Consider the following 17,582-nt stretch of genomic DNA (forward strand, 5'->3'; position numbering starts at 1 on the left):
TGCTAAGATTTGTGCAGATTTCCCCGTGATTCGGGCTAATCTAGCATTAAAACAGGGCAAAATTGAGAAAGGTTAAAGCTCGATTCTAGGCCCATAAAAGGAAAACAATGGCAACAACAGTAACAGACAAAAATACAGATAAAGAACAAACAGTAGATAGGGCAGCAAAACTAGAGCAAGCTAAGGCTTTACTCAAGGATTTAGTAACTGCAGGAGTACACCTTGGACATGATACTAAGGAATGGAACCCCAAAATGACAGAGTACATTTTTGAGACTCGTAACAATACTCACATTATAAATTTAGGTAGAACAGTAAACAACATGATGATTGCTGGAGATTTTTTGACAAGACAATCTAAGCTAGGCAAAAATGTTATGTTCGTTGGAACTTCAAAACAAACATCAGCAATTTGCAAAGCAGAAGCTGAAAGAGCAGATATATTTTTTATTAACCAGAGATGGCTAGGTGGATTAATTACCAATTTCGATACAATTAGAGCGAGATTGAATAAGTTAAGAGAATTGGAAACGCAAAAAGAAACTGGTGGTTTTGATAACTACGGTAAAAAAGAAGTTGCCAGTATCAACCGTACAATTAGCAAATTGAACAAATCACTTGGTGGTTTGAAAAAAATGCGTGGTAAGCCAGACGTGATTGTTGTTTTTGACCAAATCAAAGATGCAATTGCAGTAAGTGAAGCCAAAAAAGTCAAGGCTGTTTTAATTGCTTTGACTGACACCAATTGTGACCCAACTGGAATCGATCACGTGATCCCAGCTAATGATGATTCAATGAGATCTATCAATGTGATTGCAAAGTATTTTGCAGACGCAATTATTGCCGGCGCAGCAACTGCAGGCAGCAAACGTAGATAAATATACTAAGGAGATAAATATGAATTTTACAGCAAAAGACGTAGCAGAGCTTAGAGCGATGACTAGTGCAGGGATGATGGACTGCAAAAATGCACTCGTGGAAAGCAACGGCGATATGGAAGCGGCGATTAATTACCTTAGGCAAAAAGGTATCGCCAAAGCAGCTAAGAAGGCTGGCAATATTGCAGCTGAAGGGGTAATTGCAACAGCAGCTGATGCAAAAACAGCAGTTCTAGTTGAAGTGAATGCGCAAACAGATTTCGTAGTTAAGAATGAGGATTTTCAAGCTTTTGTAGCCAAGGTTGCACAAGCTGCATTGACTAACAAAACTAAGGACATTGATTCTTTATTGAAAGCAGATCTTAATGGACAGTCTGTAGCAGATACAGCGGTTGAATTAACAGCGAAGATCGGTGAGAAGATTGAGGTAAGAAGAGTTGCTTTAGTTGAAGCAAGTGGTGGAGTAGCTAGTTACGTACATCCGGTTGGCTCTAAGATCGGAGTTTTGGTTGCTTTATCTAAAGCTGATGCTAGTAAAGGTTCTGATATTGCAATGCATATAGCAGCTTCAAATCCAGCTCCTGAATTTATTGATAGAACTGAGATTCCTGCTGAAACAATTGCCAAAGAAAAAGAACTTGAATCTCAAAAGGATGACCTTAAAGGCAAGCCCGCTGAAATTATTGAAAAAATCGTTACAGGCAGAGTTGATAAATTACTTGCTGAAAGAGTTTTGCTTGAGCAACCTTTTGTTAAAGACCCTAGTACCAAAGTATTAGCTTTCTTGGGTGACATTACAGTTGAATCATTTGTTCGTTTCAATCTTGGCGATGGTGTTGAGAAGAAGACAGAGGATTATGCTGCTGAAGTTGCTGCGGCAATGAAAGTATAAAGAACATAAATTGTTGTACAATTAGTCTTTGTAATGCCGTTGTGGTGAAATTGGTAGACGCGCTAGACTCAAAATCTGGTTCAGGCAACTGAGTGTCGGTTCGATTCCGACCAACGGCACCATCTTTATGATAAGATAAACAGTTATGACTGTTCAGCGGAAAGAATTTACTTTAACTACTCGTGTTTTGATGATATTGGGTAGTCTGGCTAGTGGAGAGAATGATGAAACGCAAAGAACCCCTCTAGAAAGCTTTTGTCAGATGAGCTCTGATAAAGTTATGTGGGAAACAATCAATAGAGTGCAAGCAAGTATTATTGCAAAAGCAGGGATTCCAAAACTAAAAAGTTCTCTTGACGACCTTTTCAGGATTTTTGATGCAATTGCTCAGCTATTACCCGATGCAGAAGTTCAGTCTAAGTTGAGCGAGATTGTTAGTGAGAATCAGCCAGCAGCTGTAATTGAAGAAGCTTTAAAAACTCTAGCGTCTGGTGAACTATTGAGAATCGGTAGGGATCCAGACAAGAATGATATTGTTTTCGTCAATGATTTAACTGTGAGCCGCGAGCATTGCAAGATCACAAAACAAGATGATGGCTCTTTAGCAATAACGGGTAAGAGCACTGGGAATGGAACCTTTGTTAATGGTGCACTTGTAGACGTGGAACCAGTAGCTTTAAATACCGGAGATTGTGTTAAATTGGGTGGAGCTATTTTAGAGTTCACTGTTCCAAAGCTCACCTGTAGTTGACTTAAACCAAGCCAGGATGCTAACTTGGTTTAATGCCAGAGTCTAAACTAAACCCCCATGACAGCTACCGCGATACTCCTTGGGGATCTTGGACTGTTTTGGATGATAGCAAGACTCACAAGGTCAAGAAGTTCATCGTTAAGCCAGGGCATAGATTAAGTTATCAAAGACACCAAAAAAGATCATAGTTTTGGGTAATAGCTCAAGGCAAAGCTGATGTTACTCTTAATGATCAAGTTCAGCATTTGGTGAAAGGACAATCGGTGACGATTGTTCAAGGAGCTAAACATAGAATTGCTAATCCAGCTGGCAGCACAGAAGATCTTATTGTTATTGAAGTTCAACTTGGCACCTATTTTGGTGAGGATGATATTGAGCGGTTTCAAGATGATTATGGACGCGGCTAGCAGAAACCTTAGATTTCTGGGTAAATAAGTATTACACAGCTGTTAAAATAAGGGGTAGAACATGGCAAACGAGACTTTAGGCCTTAACGACGATTTTACGCTTGATCCTGACTATCAAGCCAAGCTTGATGTCATCGAAAATGGTGGACTCAATGGTGAGATTATTGATCATACTAAGCATTTTGATGAGTTCTTTCCAAGTCTAGAAAAGTTTTTGCGCAGAGCCGTTGAGTATTCCAAAAATCCAAACAAGACAGTCAATATGAACCATCTTGATTATGGAATTCATGTACCTGATGAGCTTGGAGTTGAGCAAGAAGCGATTGACTATGTTTTGCCTTTTTATAATTCTATTGACAGTAGAACTGGGCTTGATTGGCGCAATGTGATGCCAATTACTTTATTGCCTGCGGTGCTTGGTGCGCTTGGTGCTGTCATTGTAAATCCAAATCTAGTTACCAGTAAGTATGGCAAGCGCGCAAATGAGCTTGAAGTGCGCGTGGTCAAATCGCTTGCCAAGATTCTTGGTTTTAAGGATCTTGCCAAAGCCGGTGGGCTCTCTCTTGAAGGCGGCACCAAGGGCAATATGTACGGGTATATTTTTGGTTTGCGCAAGGCTTTCCCCAATGTCAAAGAAACTGGTTTGATGAACGTCAAAGAGAAGTTTTTGTTTATAAATTCACAAGCTGGACATTTTTCTAACTTTACTAACCTAGCTGCAATTGGAGTTGGTAGGCAAAACTCTATTCGTATTCCTTGTCATAGTGATGCTTCTATCAATCTTGATAAACTCAAAGAGACTTTATTTAGTTGTATGGAAAACAATATTGTTGTTCCTACGATTTTAATTACCGTTGGCACCACAGATGCTTGTGCAATTGATGATGTGCGTGCGGTGCGTGAGATTATTGATGAAGCTAGCAAACAGTTTCCAAAGATGCACAAGCCGCATCTGCACATTGATGCAGCGATTGGTTGGGCATTTAGTTTTTTTAATAACTATGATACAGCAGCGAATCCTTTGCATTTTACTGAGTCATTTATTGAGAAATTACCTGAGATTCAAGCAAAATCTAGAAATTTAAATTTGGCAGATTCAGTTACTGTCGATGTGCACAAAACTGGTTTTACTCCTTATAGTTGTAGCTTCTTAGTGGTCAAAGACAAAGAGGATTTTGAACACTTGATGTGGGATGCTAGTGAGTTTAAGTATTTTGATCCAAGCGAATCTAAAATAGCACCTGTGCAGTACTCACTTGAGTGTACTAGAAGTAGTATTGGGATTTATGCTGCAGCAATGGCCTTTAACACTCTTGGTATTGAGGGCTATCAAACCCTCTTGGCTGCTAGTTTACAGTACTCTGATATGCTCAAGCAAAGATTTATGAGCTTTAATAATATCGGGGTGATTAACAAGTCACTTGGTTTTACTACTTTGTTTAGACCTTATCCTAGTTTTGTCAAAGATGCTGAAGCGCTTTTGAAGCACGAGATTAAAGATCCAGATTTTCAAACTCAATCAAAACAGCTCTCGGTTTTTGTTGATGATTTTTTTAAGTTCTGGGAGCTGCACAAAAAACCAGATACTCCATTACTAGATCATATTAAGTCAGGTGCTTGGGGACAATATGGCAAGCATGATTATGAACTGACAGCTTGGAAGGCTTATTTATTGAATCCTCGCGCCGGTCGCTATCTCAAAAGATTTGTTGATGAGTTTATCGCTTTGCGCAGAGAATATGAGAGACAATTGCCAGAAGAGTATTTGGCTGAAATAAAGAGTATTTGCAGTTTCAATGCGATTTCTACGGAGTCCGCTCCTGAATAATGACATTTTTGCGGAGTAGGCTCCTGAATAATGGTATAATCTAAGTATGAGTTTTGAGCGTATCTTGGATATAGATTTGCCTAAACAGCAAAGTTGTTTTTTGTTTGGAGCAAGGCAGACTGGCAAAACAAGCTATTTGCGAGTGAAATTTCCTTCTGCCAAAGTAATAGATTTACTCAAAACAGACCTATACTTACGCTACCAGGAAAATCCAAGCTACCTGAGAGAGGATTTGTTGGCCCTCAAAGTAGATTCTCTACATCAGTTAGTAGTTATAGATGAAGTCCAAAAAATACCACAACTCTTGGATGAAGTTCACTGGCTAATTGAAAACACTAAGATGAATTTTATACTTTGTGGTTCTAGTGCCCGTCAGTTAAAAAGATCAGGGGTGAATTTATTGGGAGGCCGCGCTTGGAGTTTCAAGATGTTTCCTCTTGTCTATCCTGAATTAGGCAAAGACCTAGATTTGCTTAAAATCTTTAACCGTGGACTTTTGCCAAGTCATTATTTAAGCAAAAATCCACTCAAAGACTTAGAAGCCTATACTCAGGATTATCTCACTGAAGAGATTAAAGCGGAAAGTTTAGTAAGAAATTTATCAGCATTTTCTAAATTTCTAAAATCAATCGCTTTTTCTCATGGAGAATTAACAAATTATTCTAATATTGCTAGAGACTGTGGAGTTGATGCTAAAACGGTTAAAGAATACTATCAAATTTTAATAGACACTCTCCTGGGATACTACTTAGAGCCGTTCTCTAGAAAAGTTACTAGAGACACGATACGATCTACTCCAAAGTTTTATCTATTTGATGTCGGTCTTGCAAATTATATCTGTCAGAGAGAAATGAAGAGCCTTCAGGGTGCAGAAGCAGGTAAGTCTCTTGAGCATTATATTTTCTTAGAACTACTAGCGTGCATAAAATATAGGGGGCTAAGATATGACTTGCAATTCTGGAGAACACAAGATGCTAAGCACGAAGTGGACTTTATCATAAGCAAACAAAATGAGCCTCTGTCCGCGATTGAAATTAAAATTACTACTAAAGCAAGCAAACAAGATTATAAATCTCTTCTTAGCTTCCATAAAGAATTTCCAGGAACTAAGCTAATCCTTGTTAGCCAGGACCCAGTCAAACGCCTAGTCAAGCTTGATGACTCGACTGAGATTCTGGTTTATCCTTATTTGGAGTTTTTGCAAGACTTGTGGAGTGATTTTTTTGATAAAATTAATCAATAATGGAATTTAGTTTCAAACCCTATCACCCAGTTGAAAATCTTAGTCGAGAAGAATTTATTGCGACTATTTATGACAATGGTTTAGCTGGTGGTGAGTTTATAGTTCAAGAAAAAATACATGGCGCTAATTTATGTTTTATTACTGACGGACAAGTTATTTATTCAGCCAAACGCACCGGCTTACTGAAAGAGGATGAGAGGTTCTTTAATTTCCAGAAAGTACGAGATAAGTACAAAGAACAAATACTCAAAGCTCATTCATTAGTCACAAAGCTCTATCCAGAAACAGATTTGCTCTATATTTTTGGTGAGCTTTTTGGTGGTTACTATCCGCATCCTGATGTTCCCAAAGTCAAAGATGCAATTCAATTACAGCAAGGGGTTTGTTATTCAGCTGATAATGATTTTTATGCTTTTGATTTGCGTATTCACAATGCTAGTTATTTGAGCTTGGATGAAAGTATGTCAATTTTTGAGGAGCTTGGTTTTCTCTATGCCAAAGAGCTTTTTAGAGGGACCTTGGATGCTTGTCTGGCTTTTCCATATGAATTTGAATCAAAAATACCAGGCTACTTGGGTCTACCAGTGATAGCCAGCAATATTGCTGAGGGGCTCGTTATTAAACCACTGGAAGCGAAATTCTTACCAAGTAAAGCTAGGGTTATAATCAAAAACAAAAATCCTAAGTATGAAGAAAAAATCATCAAAAAGACCAAACACAAAAAAACCAAAGTGAAATTAACAGATGCTTGCAAGAAATTAGCACAAGAAGCAGAAAACTATATCAACCAAAATAGATTAGATGCTGCTATTAGCAAACTAGGTGAAGTTCATGATGGTCAGTTGATAGGTTTTCTTGCTAAGGATGCTTATGAAGATTTTGCTAAGGACTTTATTAAAGAGCTTGAGGCTTTGGACAAAGAAGAACAAAAACAAATTAGGCAAATAATTTCCAAAACTGCTGGGGTCTTAGTAAGATCTTGATAAACCTATCTATAGTTGACTATGCAATTCTCATTGGCTATTTTGTCCTAGTATTTGCCATTGGCTTTTTTGTTAAAAATGAGCAAGGTGATGATTTGGAGAATTATTTTTTGGCAGGACGCAAGCTCACCTTGCCACTTTTTGTGGCGACCTTGGTTACTACTTGGTACGGTAATTTACTTAGTGTCGGCGAGTTAGCTTTCAAGCAGGGGCTAGTAATGTGGCTTACTCAAGGATTGTTTTGGTATTTTACTTATTTTTTTGTAGCATTTTTTCTGGCTGAGAAAATCCACAAGACCAAGTTGTTTTCGATTCCAGATCAACTAGAAGCTAGTTATGATAAGGCAACTGCCTTGCTTGGAGCTGGGGTCAATCTGCTCTTGATGGTGCCAGCGGTTTATATTCTTTCGCTTGCTTATATCTGTGAATTGATTTTTGGCTGGGATAAAATCTCTTGTGTCTTAGTCGGTACCTTGATTCCACTACTCTATATGATCAAAGGTGGTTTTAAGGCAGTTGTTTACACTGATTTTATTCAGTTCATTTTTATGTTTTTGGGAATAGCTTTCGTGATTCCTTTTGCTTATTTCAAGTATGGTGGTTTTGAATTTCTTACTGCTAATTTACCTAGCTCGCACCTGAGCTTGACTGGGGAATGGTCTTGGCAATTGATTTTGGCATGGTTTTTAATTGCAATGTGGGCAATAGTGCATCCAAGTTTTTATCAGAGGATTTTTGCAAGTCCTGATCTTAAAACAGCCAAGCAAGGGATTCTATGGTCAATTGGTTTTTGGTTTATTTTTGATATGATGATTAACTTGGTGGGGCTTTATGCTTTTGCTGCAATGCCTGATCTTGAACCAGCTACTTCGCTATTAGTTTTCTCAGCTAGTGTTTTGCCTGTTGTCTTTAAAGGAATATTTTTTACTGGTTTAGTTGCAACTGTGATGTCGACACTTGACTCACTTGGTTTCTCTAGTGCGATGTCGGTTTCTTATGATATTTTCCTTCGAGTCAAAAAAGATCTTAGTCACAAACAAGTGATTAATATTAATAAATGGGCTTTGGTTTTTATTCTTGGCTTGGGAATTATTATTGCAATATATTTTGAGTCTTTGATTGAGCTTATGTATGTGCGCGGCACTATTGCGATTAGTGCTTTGTTGGTGCCTTTGCTGGCAAGTTATTTCCCTAATATCATTGCAAGCCCCCCAAGGGGGTTTAGCAAGCAAAGCAATCCCAGAAGAGCTGGATTCTGGTCTATGCTTGCTGGTATATTAGGAGCAAGCTTAGGATATTTCTTGAAGCAGTATTGTGGGCTTGAGCTTGAACCGATATTTTTAGGGCTCGTTTTATCCTTGCTATGCTTTGTTTTTAAGCAAAAATCTTAAATTTTGATCGGTATGTTAATATCCAGGCATAAATATTGGACTACAGGGTAAAATATAGGTATATTGAAACGCTACCTTGAACAACAGATCAAACAAGATCTTGAGCAAAAAATGGTTTTGGTTACTGGCCCTAGGCAAGTAGGTAAGACGACACTTGCTTTAGATTTATTAGATAATCAAGAAGATCGATATCTCAATTGGGACACTAGTAGTGGTAGGGACAAAATCTTGCAAAAAGTTTTTCCGAGTTCTGCTGGGATTGTAGTCTTGGATGAAATTCACAAGTTTGCTAAGTGGCGTGATCTGCTCAAAGATCTTTATGATTCACGTTCTAATGATTTTCAGATTTTGGTGACTGGTAGTGCCCGCTTGGATCATTACCGTAAGGGAGGAGATTCGCTGCAAGGGCGCTATCATCTTTTACGTTTGCATCCATTGTCATTTAGGGAATTAAATCAAAATGATTTTAAGACTTTAAACTCTCTTCTTGATCTTGGTCCATTCCCTGAGCCTTATCTCTCTCAAGATGAGACTGAAGCTAGGCGTTGGTCGCGTGAATATAGACAAAGATTGATTAACGAAGAATTGCAGGACTTGGAAAAGGTCTCTGAGATCTCTTTGTTGGAGCTGCTTTCACACAAGCTTTCTGATTCTGTAGCTTCCATACTTTCAATTAATTCACTTAGAGAAGATCTTGGAGTGGCACATAAAACAGTTAGTCGTTGGATAGAAATATTTGAAAATCTCTATCATATTTACAGAGTACATCCATTTGGCTCATCCAAAATTAAAGCTGTGAAAAAAGAATCCAAGCATTATTTCTATGATTGGAATTTAATCGAGAACCCAAGTGCTCGTTTGGAAAATATGCTTGCTTCACATTTGCTTAAGTGGTGCCATTATATCGAAGATACTCAAGGCTATGATATGGAGCTTAGGTTTTTTAGAGACCTTGAACAGCGCGAAGTAGATTTTGTGATTTTGCAAAACAATAAGCCAATTGAATTTATTGAGTGCAAACTCAGCCAAAGACCAATAGACAAGAATTTAGTTTACCTTAAGAAAAAATTTCCTGAGGTTAAGGCTACTCAGGTCTGTCTTGAGGACTGTGAGGATCAGCGAATGGGTGATTTGCAAATTAGACAATGTTCTATTAAGGATTATCTCTGGGAGAAGATTTGAAGGATTGGGTCTTCAACCTCCACAACTAGATCCACAACCATGACCACCGCAAGAATGTGAGCCACAAGAATGTCCTCCATCATGTCCATGTGAAGCATGGGAAGCATGGGTCCGTAGCTAGACATTAGACAAATTATATGTAGTTTTGCGAAGCTTATAAAATTTGATTATAGAAGTCCTAGCTTACTCAAAATTATTAAAACACTAATCACAATTTCAAAATCAAGTAATTGATTTTTTGTACATGTAGTAAAAGAACTAATAAAAATGTCTGATGTCTAGCTACGGACCCTATCTCTTTACCTTAGATAGGTTTGCATCAGGGGTTGAAAGATAAAGGTGATAATGATTGTGCATTAAACAAAAAGCAAATATTCTAATATTGAATTTCTCCACAGCTTTTCTACATAACGACAGAAAATAAAAGAAATCATCTTCTTGATTATATAAATTTTGTCTATTAATTCCACGTGAACAAACATGGTAAAAAGCATCCGGAAATTCAATACTTAAATCTCGAGTCATCACAAACTCCTTTCAAGTATTTAATCCTAACGAATTCTCTTCAAAAAATTTATTGACTTGCGGTAATTAACATAGGAGTCAAACTTTAGGGGCAGACCTTAACTTAAATGTTCGTTGTTCGGATACGACCCTGTTCCTCTCAAACCTTTAATTCAGAGTCAGTGATCCCTGCAACAGTAAGACTAATACCATTAGTAGAGATAGAACCCTTATGAATAATGTATTTTCTCTACAAATAGTTTTGGTACCTTAACATTTTGATCTCTTTTGAAACAAATCTTGCCGCCAATATGAGTTAAAGCATCTGGAAGAGAAGTCACTTGTGAGCTACGTAAATTCAAATCGCCGCCAATATGAGTTAAAGCATCTGGAAGAGAAGTCACTTTTGAGGTATATAAATTCAAATCGCCGCCAATATGAGTTAAAGCAGCTGGAAGAGAAGTCACTTGTGAGCTACGTAAATTCAAATCGCTGCTAATATGAGTTAAAGCATCTGGAAGAGAAGTCACTTGTGAGTTAGATAAATCCAAATAGCCGCCAATATGAGTTAAAGCATCTGGAAGAGAAGTCACTTGTGAGTTTTCTAAATCCAAATAGCCGCCAATATGAGTTAAAGCAGCTGGAAGAGAAGTCACTTGTGAGCTACGTAAATCCAAATCGCCGCCAAAGATTTTAGTATCATCATTAAGTTCATCTATTGAAGTAGCTACTTTGTTAGCCAAGACATCAAAGATGCTTGCATAGTCTTGCTTCATATCTCTTTTAGCTTTTATTTCAGCTATTCTAGGATCTTTTTGATAACCAAAGCCTTCTATGATGGAGTCTATTTCATAAAGGAATCGTAATTCGTCTTTAGTTAAATCTACAGTATTCTCTATATCAGTAAGAGCCTTCATGTCAGCAGATTTTTTCTTATACAATTTACCATCTTGGAATTCTTTAAGCTTATCTTCTACGACATCAGTAATAGCAGAATCTAAGTTTTGTTGTTCAGCAATTCCTCTTACTTCAGCGATACTATTATTCTGCATTCTAATAGCGGCTCTAGGAATAGTAGGTTTGTTTTCAGAGTCAAAAGAAAAATACACATAGAAATCACCTGAGCTTAATTGAGTCCTAGCTGTAGATTCAGCAGCAGTACACCATCCTGTGCCTTTACCCTTAAGTGCTTCGACAAGAACTATATGATCTGAGCCTTTAGGGTACTTTACCCATGCACCTTCTGTAGTACTAAGATTTTTTTCAGATGAAGCTAATTTTTTAATAGCATATTCATAGAGAGTTCTAAAATTAGCATTTTGTATTAAATCTTTTAATTGATTATCATCCTTAATTTCTGGAAATATTGCCTCTAAATTTGTGTTTTTTTCTTGTTTACTAAGGTGATTTGGAAGAGTGTCAAATTGAGTAACTTTTTTAATAACTAAGTCCATCACTAGAGCGAGAGCTTCTCTATCAAGTTCAGTGAAGGGTGCAGTAGTATCAGAAGACCTATTGCTAAATTTCTGTTTTGTTTTATCGTATTGTCCAAGCTTAAGCATTCCATCAAAAGCCCAGTGTTTAGCCCATATAGGGTAACTAGAGCTATCATCGGAGAGTAAATAATCAAGCCAATCTTCGATTCTAGCTTTTTGGTCTTGGATAATAACTTCTGTTAGTTGTTTTTTTAATTCATCGGTAATATCGACATCACCATGCCCCAAGTCTCTTGCAATTCTTTGTTGTCTTATGAATTCTGCTTCTGGAATATTTTCTGGTTTGATAACGTGTTCTTTGAAGTAGTAGTCTTTAATTCTTGCGATTCTATCTGGGTTTGGTGGCTGTGGGAAGTGGGTCTGGACAATTGCTCTATGGAAATTTGCAATTTTTGTTGTTGGCTTGCTATCAATAGGTTCTCTAATAGCTGCAAGGCCTGTAGGTAAGGTAACATGAAACTTATCATCAACTCGATGTATTAAATTAGCGCCAGCAGCTGCAATCTGATTAAGCATAATAATCCCTTAGAATTATAAAGGGAGTTTTAATAGATAATTGATAGTAAATCAGAACTTATGAATGAGGCAAATTCCAACTTCTAGCTTAATTTTCTAAAAAGACTCATAGATTACTTGTTAATCCTAGCTTATTACAATTTAAAAGATAAAATGAATTTCAAAAATCCATAGGTTAAAACCACCAAAAAGTAGATCTAATCGTCAAAATCAGGAGAAAATACCCCTGAATCTCTATTTAGTTGGATTTTTATCAGCTAGTGTCAAAAGCGAGTTCTTTCTCAAGAGCTTCTGCTGGAGTCATCCAGTCCAAACATTTCAACGGAGCTGTTCTTATATTTTCTGTAATTATATTCAAATCTGCTTGAGTAACATTACTAAAATCAGTAAGAATAAGTCGAATAAGGGTCAGGTTGAAGTGCACTCCTTATACTGATGATAAAATAGACCCCTATGTCAACAATAACAACAAACTGGTTTCATGAAACACACAAAGATCACCACTCACTGGGAATGTCTCAAAAAGAAGTGCTTTATCACGAGCGTAGTGATTATCAAGATGTTTTGGTTTATGAAAATGAGCTTTATGGCACTGTGTTAGTTTTGGACGGTTGCTATATGCTCAGTGATCTTGATGAACACATGTATCACAAAGCTCTTACCACTTACGGACTTCAGAATTTAACTGGACGTAGTAATTTAAATATCTTAGTAATCGGTGCTGGCGACGGTGGTATCGTTCGTGACCTCTTGCGCAATTGGGACAAGCAAATAGACAAAGTAACTATGGTAGAAATCGACCAAGCTGTGATTGATGTTTCTAAGAAATTCTTTCCGCAAATTGCTGCTGAGTTTGATAATCCTAAACTAGATCTCAAGGTGCAAGACGCACTTGAGTTTATCAAATCTGCTCCTGATGCTAGTTACGACTTGGTGCTTTGTGACTCAACTGACCCTGAGGGCTTTGCTGCTGGCTTAATAGAAGTAGATTTTTATCAAGGTATCAAAAGAATCATGAAAGAGGATGGAGTGTTTTGCGCTCAATCTGGTTCGCCTATTTTTATGAAAGAAGAGCTTGAAAAAACTCAAACTAATTTGGTCAAGGTTTTTGATGATGTGCATACTTACTACGCGCCCATGCTTGTTTACCCAGGTAGCTTGTGGTCTTATACTGCTGCCGGAAAGAGCTTGATGAATAAAAATAATTTAGACTTAGGAGAGTTTGTTGCCAAGAGTTAGTGTAGTTGTTCCATCCTATAACCGCGGGGATTATATCTCTGAAACGATTGAAAGTATTCTTGCTCAGACTTTTGCTGATTTTGAATTGATAGTTATTGATGACGGCAGTACTGATAATACTGAGTCTATAGTCAAAGCCTTTGCTGATAAGGATTCTAGGGTCAAGTATTTTAAACAAGCCAATTCAGAGAGAGCTGTTGCAAGGTCTTATGGAATGAGTTTGTCAGAAGGTGAGTTTGTTTGTTTGGTGGATTCAGATGACACTTGGTATCTGCATAAATTAGAAAAACAAGTTGTAGTAATGGATGCTGATCCTGAGCTTGCTTGCTGCTACGCGGCTGTTGATAGAATGGATATGGCAAGTAATCTGGTTGCTCCAGCAAAGCGTCAACTTGAGGGCTACTCGGGAAATATCTATGAAGAACTTTTGAAGCGCAATTTTATTCCATCTGTCACTCCAATCATTCGCAAAAAATATATTGAGATGGTAGGTAAACAAAATACAGAGTTTATTCCTTATGAGGATTGGGATTTTTGGTTACGCCTTGCTCGTATCGGTAAGTTTGAGCATATCAAGGAACCTCTTGGTTCTTATCGTTTGCATCCTGGACAGTCGGTGCAGAATGTAAAAGCTCACAAGATTGAAGAAGTGACATTTAAAGTCCTTGATGCTAATACGCCAAACACAAATGAGGCCTATAGTCTGGCTTACCTGCGTTGCGCTTACTGGTATATCATTGCTGGTGATCTCAAGGCAGCTAGAGACAGATTGCGTAAGTCACTAGAGAGAAACGCCAAAAGACTATATGATTGTAGATGGTGGGGCTTGTACTTGATGAGCTTTGCTAAAACAATAATGCCTGATACTGTAAACAAGTTTTTGGGCTCCTTCCATTGATGCAAGACAAAATACTTAGATTAATACTTCGCACTCTAACTTATGCTGGCAATATCTTCCCGCAGTTTTGTATTTGTTGTTTGCTTTTGTATCTTGATTTTAAACAAGGCTATCAAGTGGGTTCGATCTGGTTTTGGGGTTATGCTGTCAATCTTGCGTTCAAGAATACTATTCGCAAGCCAAGACCACCTGTCTCTGGATGGAAAGTTAAACATGTTAAGGGCTGGAGTTTTCCTTCAGGACATTCTTTAGTATCTTTGGTTTTGTACTGGTCTATAGCCAAGCATTTTGCAGTTGCTAGCCCTTATGCTGAGCTACTTTATGCCTTGCCATTTGTTTTGGGCTTATCGCGTCTTTATCTGCGAGTGCATTTTGTAGAGGACGTAGTAGTAGGTTGGCTTATTGCTTTTAGTTATTTGTATTTTTGTGAAGATCTAGTGCTTAGATTTAATGCTCCGTTTTATGAGGTTTTTTATAAGATTTGCCATCTTTGGGCCTAGTTTTATTGATAAATTATCAAAATTACACGTAATTTCTGGATTTCAACTGAAGTATGAAATACGCATTTGTTACAATTAGTCCCTAATGTCCGAGATATTCCAAAAACGCAAAACTATAGAACAAGTCGAAGAAGCAAATGAGCTTGCGCCTAAGTTTGATGAGCATGGTTTGATCTCAGTTGTTACTACTGATTATCAAACGGGTGAGCTATTGATGCAGGGCTATATGAACGCTGAAGCGCTCAAGCAAACTATAGAAAAAGGACAAGCGGTTTATTACTCCCGCTCGCGCAAAGTGCTTTGGCACAAAGGAGCAACTAGTGGTCTTTATCAAGACATCAAAGAGATGCGCATCGATGACGATCAGGATTGTGTTTGGTTACGAGTTACTGTCACTGGTTCTGGTGCTAGTTGTCATGTGGGTTATCGTTCTTGTTTTTACCGGACTGTGCCCAATGGCAAGGACTATGATCCTAGTAAGCCAATAGAGCTTACGTATGTCGAGAGTGAGAAGACTTTTGATCCACAGGAGGTCTATGGTGATGTCCCCAATCCTACACAATTGTAGACCTGTTTGACTATGAATAAAATTATCGACAATGACATGAATAAAAAACCTGACGCAGCAAGTGAGCTGCGCTCACCAATTGCAACCACACTTGATCGAGTGGGCATGTCTCAAGTAGAGTTGCCTGTCTTGATTCATGATCATAAGGGCAACTTGGCTACGATTCCAGCGAGAGCAGAGCTTTATGTCAGCCTTGATGACCCGCACGCCAAGGGCATTCATATGTCTAGGCTTTATTTGAAAGCCAAAGAGTTTTTTGCTGCTTACCCATTGAGCTTCCCTAGTCTTGCTAGTTTGACTGAAGCGATGCTTGAGACTCATAAGAACTTGAGTTTCTCTGCTCATGTAGCAGTGAGTTTTGAATATATTCAAGCCAAAAAAGCCCTGGTGAGTGATGAGACTGGTTATAGATTTTATCCTGTGACTTTGTCTATGACTAGAGGTCCAGGAACCAAGCTGGTTTATGAAATGCAACTTGAAATAATTTATTCAAGCACTTGTCCTTGTTCTGCGGCTCTTGCGAGGCAAGTTGTTAAAGAAGAGTTTTTGAAAAAGTTTGATCAGGATCAATTGAGTCGTGATGAAGTCGCTGACTGGATTGCCTCAGAAAAGTCACAAGCTGCCGTGCCGCATGCACAAAGAAGCAAAGTCAATCTCAATCTCAAGTTCAATGAAGTAAGTGCCAAGCTTGATTTGAATTATTGGATTAATCTAATTGAAACAACACTTGCTACCCCAGTGCAAGCTGCTGTCAAACGCGAAGATGAACAAGAATTTGCCAGGCTCAATGGCACTAATATGATGTTTAGTGAAGATGCTGCTCGCAGGCTCAAAGCCTGTCTGGATAAGCAAGCTAGAGTAGCTGATTATCAAATCAAAGTTGAACATCTTGAGAGTTTGCATGCGCATAACGCTGTTGTGATTACTAGTAAGGGAGTTAAATAATGGCTTGTAAAGATGGAGCTTGCTCAATTCATCATGGTCCGAAAACTCAAGCGCGTCCTGTAACTAAAAGTCATGCACCAAAACATCGTTCTAGTCATAGCGGTGTAAGTAGGTCAAGAGTTTCGTCAAGCGCTAGTCATATAAGCAAACAGCCAAAACCTCTTCAAGAAGCTGCTCATATACACCATGACAATTGTGGAATCTGCCATGATCACAAACAGCTAAAAGAGAACCACGGTATAAGCCACATTCATGAGAAGCTACATAAGCATGATCATAGTTGTCATGATCATAGCTGTGAGCACCATGGTACTCCACATGGTCATATTAAGCAGCATGATCATAGCCACGGTCACCATAATGAAGCACATGATCATAAGCATACACACGGTCATGACCACCCTAATACTTTAGAGTCAATTATTGCTCATAGTAAATTGCCTCAATGGCTTAAAGAGCTAAGTCTCAACGTTTCCTTTCTTTCACCAGCTTTGATTATTAGTAAATTATTGTCTAAGGCTAAAATTCCACAGATATTAAAGACTCTTACTGCAATTACTGGGATGCATGCATTGAATAGAGGCCGTACTAAGTTAGGCAGGCTTGCTTTGACTTATTTGGTTTCTGGTGCCGCGGCAGGTGATAAAGCCTTAGCTGAGGCTACAAAGAATAAAATTGGCTTGGGGACTAACATGGCAAGGTTCTTTGCTACTACAGCAGTAGCTATCATTGAAAAATTTAGTGGTGATAGTCATGTAAATAATTTAGGCGAAGAAATAGCGGCGTTTCAGAAAAATATCCGTGATCTTAAAAAATGGAAAGAACTGCTGCCAAGCTTGATTAATGTCGAATCCAAAGTCCAGATTATCTCACCACTAATTAATAAGCTAATTCAATTTAGTAGTCGAAATTTAAGTGCGGGAAGCCAAAATATAGTCTCAACTTTGTCTCGGATTCTGTTGACCAGTGCTGGTTTTGTAGGTTTTGATCAAATACTAAAATCTTTGTCTGGAATTTTTGGTAAGAGTTCTGTTTTTGCTAGTATGACTGGAGCGATTTGTGGTTGTTGTGGCTCACCAGTATGTGCAGCAGCAGCGACAGATTCAGCATTGAATAATAGTTTCTAGTGAAAAGATTTTTAATATTGATATTGTTGTTCCAGTTTGTAGCCGTCCAGGCTCACGGCGGTGCTTGTGGTTGTAGTAGTTTACAGGGTACTGGTTTAGCTGGACCAATCATCACTATCCCTGCTTATAATATGAGCAAAGGTGTTACCAGTGTGAGTTTTGGATTGGGTTTCCATAATTCAGGCAGAATTGCCCCTAATGATTTAAGTACTTTGATTCGTAATGATGAACATG

General features: G+C 38.2%; 17 protein-coding genes, 1 tRNA gene and 1 pseudogene. 17 read left to right on the forward strand and 2 right to left on the reverse strand.

What is annotated here, in order from left to right:
* Positions 1–107: 107 nt before the first annotated feature.
* The 10 genes and pseudogenes from rpsB (at position 108) to O3C63_03565 (ending at position 9,555) form a co-directional block, all read left to right on the forward strand.
* Complete coding sequence (gene rpsB, locus O3C63_03520; protein MDA0771994.1) at positions 108–878, forward strand: 30S ribosomal protein S2; 771 nt, start codon at positions 108–110, stop codon at positions 876–878.
* A 19-nt stretch (positions 879–897) separates the two neighbouring features.
* Positions 898–1,770 carry a translation elongation factor Ts gene (gene tsf, locus O3C63_03525; protein ID MDA0771995.1) on the forward strand — a complete coding sequence of 291 codons (873 nt, stop codon included), beginning with the start codon at positions 898–900 and terminating at the stop codon, positions 1,768–1,770.
* Positions 1,771–1,805: 35 nt separating this feature from the next.
* A tRNA-Leu gene (locus O3C63_03530) sits at positions 1,806–1,892 on the forward strand.
* Between the two features lie 23 nt (positions 1,893–1,915).
* On the forward strand, positions 1,916–2,521 hold the full coding sequence (locus O3C63_03535) for an FHA domain-containing protein (protein MDA0771996.1): 606 nt from the start codon (positions 1,916–1,918) through the stop codon (positions 2,519–2,521).
* Positions 2,522–2,553: 32 nt separating this feature from the next.
* Positions 2,554–2,928, forward strand: a pseudogene (locus O3C63_03540) (phosphomannose isomerase type II C-terminal cupin domain).
* Between the two features lie 61 nt (positions 2,929–2,989).
* On the forward strand, positions 2,990–4,756 hold the full coding sequence (locus tag O3C63_03545; GenBank protein ID MDA0771997.1) for a pyridoxal-dependent decarboxylase: 1,767 nt from the start codon (positions 2,990–2,992) through the stop codon (positions 4,754–4,756).
* Between the two features lie 46 nt (positions 4,757–4,802).
* Positions 4,803–5,999, forward strand: coding sequence for a DUF4143 domain-containing protein (locus tag O3C63_03550; GenBank protein ID MDA0771998.1), 1,197 nt, complete (start codon positions 4,803–4,805; stop codon positions 5,997–5,999).
* Positions 5,999–6,982, forward strand: coding sequence for a hypothetical protein (locus O3C63_03555; GenBank protein MDA0771999.1), 984 nt, complete (start codon positions 5,999–6,001; stop codon positions 6,980–6,982). The genes O3C63_03550 and O3C63_03555 overlap by 1 nt, the downstream gene beginning before the upstream one ends.
* Positions 6,979–8,373 (forward strand): sodium:solute symporter family protein, encoded by a 1,395-nt coding sequence (locus tag O3C63_03560; GenBank protein MDA0772000.1) that lies wholly within the window; start codon positions 6,979–6,981, stop codon positions 8,371–8,373. The genes O3C63_03555 and O3C63_03560 overlap by 4 nt, the downstream gene beginning before the upstream one ends.
* 63 nt (positions 8,374–8,436) lie before the next feature.
* Positions 8,437–9,555 (forward strand): ATP-binding protein, encoded by a 1,119-nt coding sequence (locus tag O3C63_03565; protein MDA0772001.1) that lies wholly within the window; start codon positions 8,437–8,439, stop codon positions 9,553–9,555.
* Between the two features lie 734 nt (positions 9,556–10,289).
* Here O3C63_03565 and O3C63_03570 read toward each other — a convergent pair.
* The gene (locus O3C63_03570; protein ID MDA0772002.1) at positions 10,290–12,071 is read right to left on the reverse strand and encodes a hypothetical protein; all 1,782 of its coding nucleotides are present in this window, start codon (positions 12,069–12,071) and stop codon (positions 10,290–10,292) included.
* Positions 12,072–12,324: 253 nt separating this feature from the next.
* Positions 12,325–12,495: a hypothetical protein gene (locus O3C63_03575; GenBank protein MDA0772003.1), complete on the reverse strand. Its 171-nt coding sequence runs from the start codon at positions 12,493–12,495 to the stop codon at positions 12,325–12,327.
* 29 nt (positions 12,496–12,524) lie between these two features.
* On the opposite strand from O3C63_03575, the gene O3C63_03580 reads away from it, so the two are divergent.
* The 7 genes from O3C63_03580 to O3C63_03610 form a co-directional block, all read left to right on the forward strand.
* Positions 12,525–13,310, forward strand: coding sequence for a methyltransferase domain-containing protein (locus O3C63_03580; GenBank protein ID MDA0772004.1), 786 nt, complete (start codon positions 12,525–12,527; stop codon positions 13,308–13,310).
* Entirely contained in the window at positions 13,297–14,208 is a 912-nt protein-coding gene (locus O3C63_03585) for a glycosyltransferase (protein MDA0772005.1), read from the forward strand. Before O3C63_03580 ends, O3C63_03585 begins: the two co-directional genes overlap by 14 nt.
* Positions 14,208–14,708 (forward strand): phosphatase PAP2 family protein, encoded by a 501-nt coding sequence (locus O3C63_03590; protein MDA0772006.1) that lies wholly within the window; start codon positions 14,208–14,210, stop codon positions 14,706–14,708. Before O3C63_03585 ends, O3C63_03590 begins: the two co-directional genes overlap by 1 nt.
* An 85-nt stretch (positions 14,709–14,793) precedes the next feature.
* Positions 14,794–15,276, forward strand: coding sequence for a phosphoribosyl-AMP cyclohydrolase (gene hisI / locus O3C63_03595; protein MDA0772007.1), 483 nt, complete (start codon positions 14,794–14,796; stop codon positions 15,274–15,276).
* Positions 15,277–15,288: 12 nt separating this feature from the next.
* Positions 15,289–16,221, forward strand: coding sequence for a GTP cyclohydrolase FolE2 (gene folE2, locus O3C63_03600; protein MDA0772008.1), 933 nt, complete (start codon positions 15,289–15,291; stop codon positions 16,219–16,221).
* Positions 16,221–17,348, forward strand: a complete 1,128-nt coding sequence (locus tag O3C63_03605) for a hypothetical protein (protein MDA0772009.1) — start codon at positions 16,221–16,223, stop codon at positions 17,346–17,348. Before folE2 ends, O3C63_03605 begins: the two co-directional genes overlap by 1 nt.
* The coding region (locus O3C63_03610) for a hypothetical protein (GenBank protein ID MDA0772010.1) at positions 17,348–17,582 on the forward strand (235 nt) is incomplete at its 3' end. The genes O3C63_03605 and O3C63_03610, both read left to right, overlap by 1 nt.

This window comes from Cyanobacteriota bacterium (genome assembly GCA_027618255.1).
In the GTDB taxonomy this organism is placed as follows: Bacteria; Cyanobacteriota; Vampirovibrionia; order LMEP-6097; family LMEP-6097; genus JABHOV01.

Excerpts from the sequence above, each read along its gene's own strand:
- hisI (MDA0772007.1), top strand. The coding sequence starts at position 14,794 with ATGTCCGAGATATTCCAAAAACGCAAAACTATAGAACAAGTCGAAGAA.
- folE2 (MDA0772008.1), top strand. The coding sequence starts at position 15,289 with ATGAATAAAATTATCGACAATGACATGAATAAAAAACCTGACGCAGCA.
- O3C63_03570 (MDA0772002.1), bottom strand. The coding sequence starts at position 12,071 with ATGCTTAATCAGATTGCAGCTGCTGGCGCTAATTTAATACATCGAGTT.
- O3C63_03545 (MDA0771997.1), top strand. The coding sequence starts at position 2,990 with ATGGCAAACGAGACTTTAGGCCTTAACGACGATTTTACGCTTGATCCT.
- O3C63_03605 (MDA0772009.1), top strand. The coding sequence starts at position 16,221 with ATGGCTTGTAAAGATGGAGCTTGCTCAATTCATCATGGTCCGAAAACT.
- tsf (MDA0771995.1), top strand. The coding sequence starts at position 898 with ATGAATTTTACAGCAAAAGACGTAGCAGAGCTTAGAGCGATGACTAGT.
- O3C63_03535 (MDA0771996.1), top strand. The coding sequence starts at position 1,916 with ATGACTGTTCAGCGGAAAGAATTTACTTTAACTACTCGTGTTTTGATG.
- O3C63_03555 (MDA0771999.1), top strand. The coding sequence starts at position 5,999 with ATGGAATTTAGTTTCAAACCCTATCACCCAGTTGAAAATCTTAGTCGA.
- O3C63_03580 (MDA0772004.1), top strand. The coding sequence starts at position 12,525 with ATGTCAACAATAACAACAAACTGGTTTCATGAAACACACAAAGATCAC.
- O3C63_03590 (MDA0772006.1), top strand. The coding sequence starts at position 14,208 with ATGCAAGACAAAATACTTAGATTAATACTTCGCACTCTAACTTATGCT.
- O3C63_03550 (MDA0771998.1), top strand. The coding sequence starts at position 4,803 with ATGAGTTTTGAGCGTATCTTGGATATAGATTTGCCTAAACAGCAAAGT.
- rpsB (MDA0771994.1), top strand. The coding sequence starts at position 108 with ATGGCAACAACAGTAACAGACAAAAATACAGATAAAGAACAAACAGTA.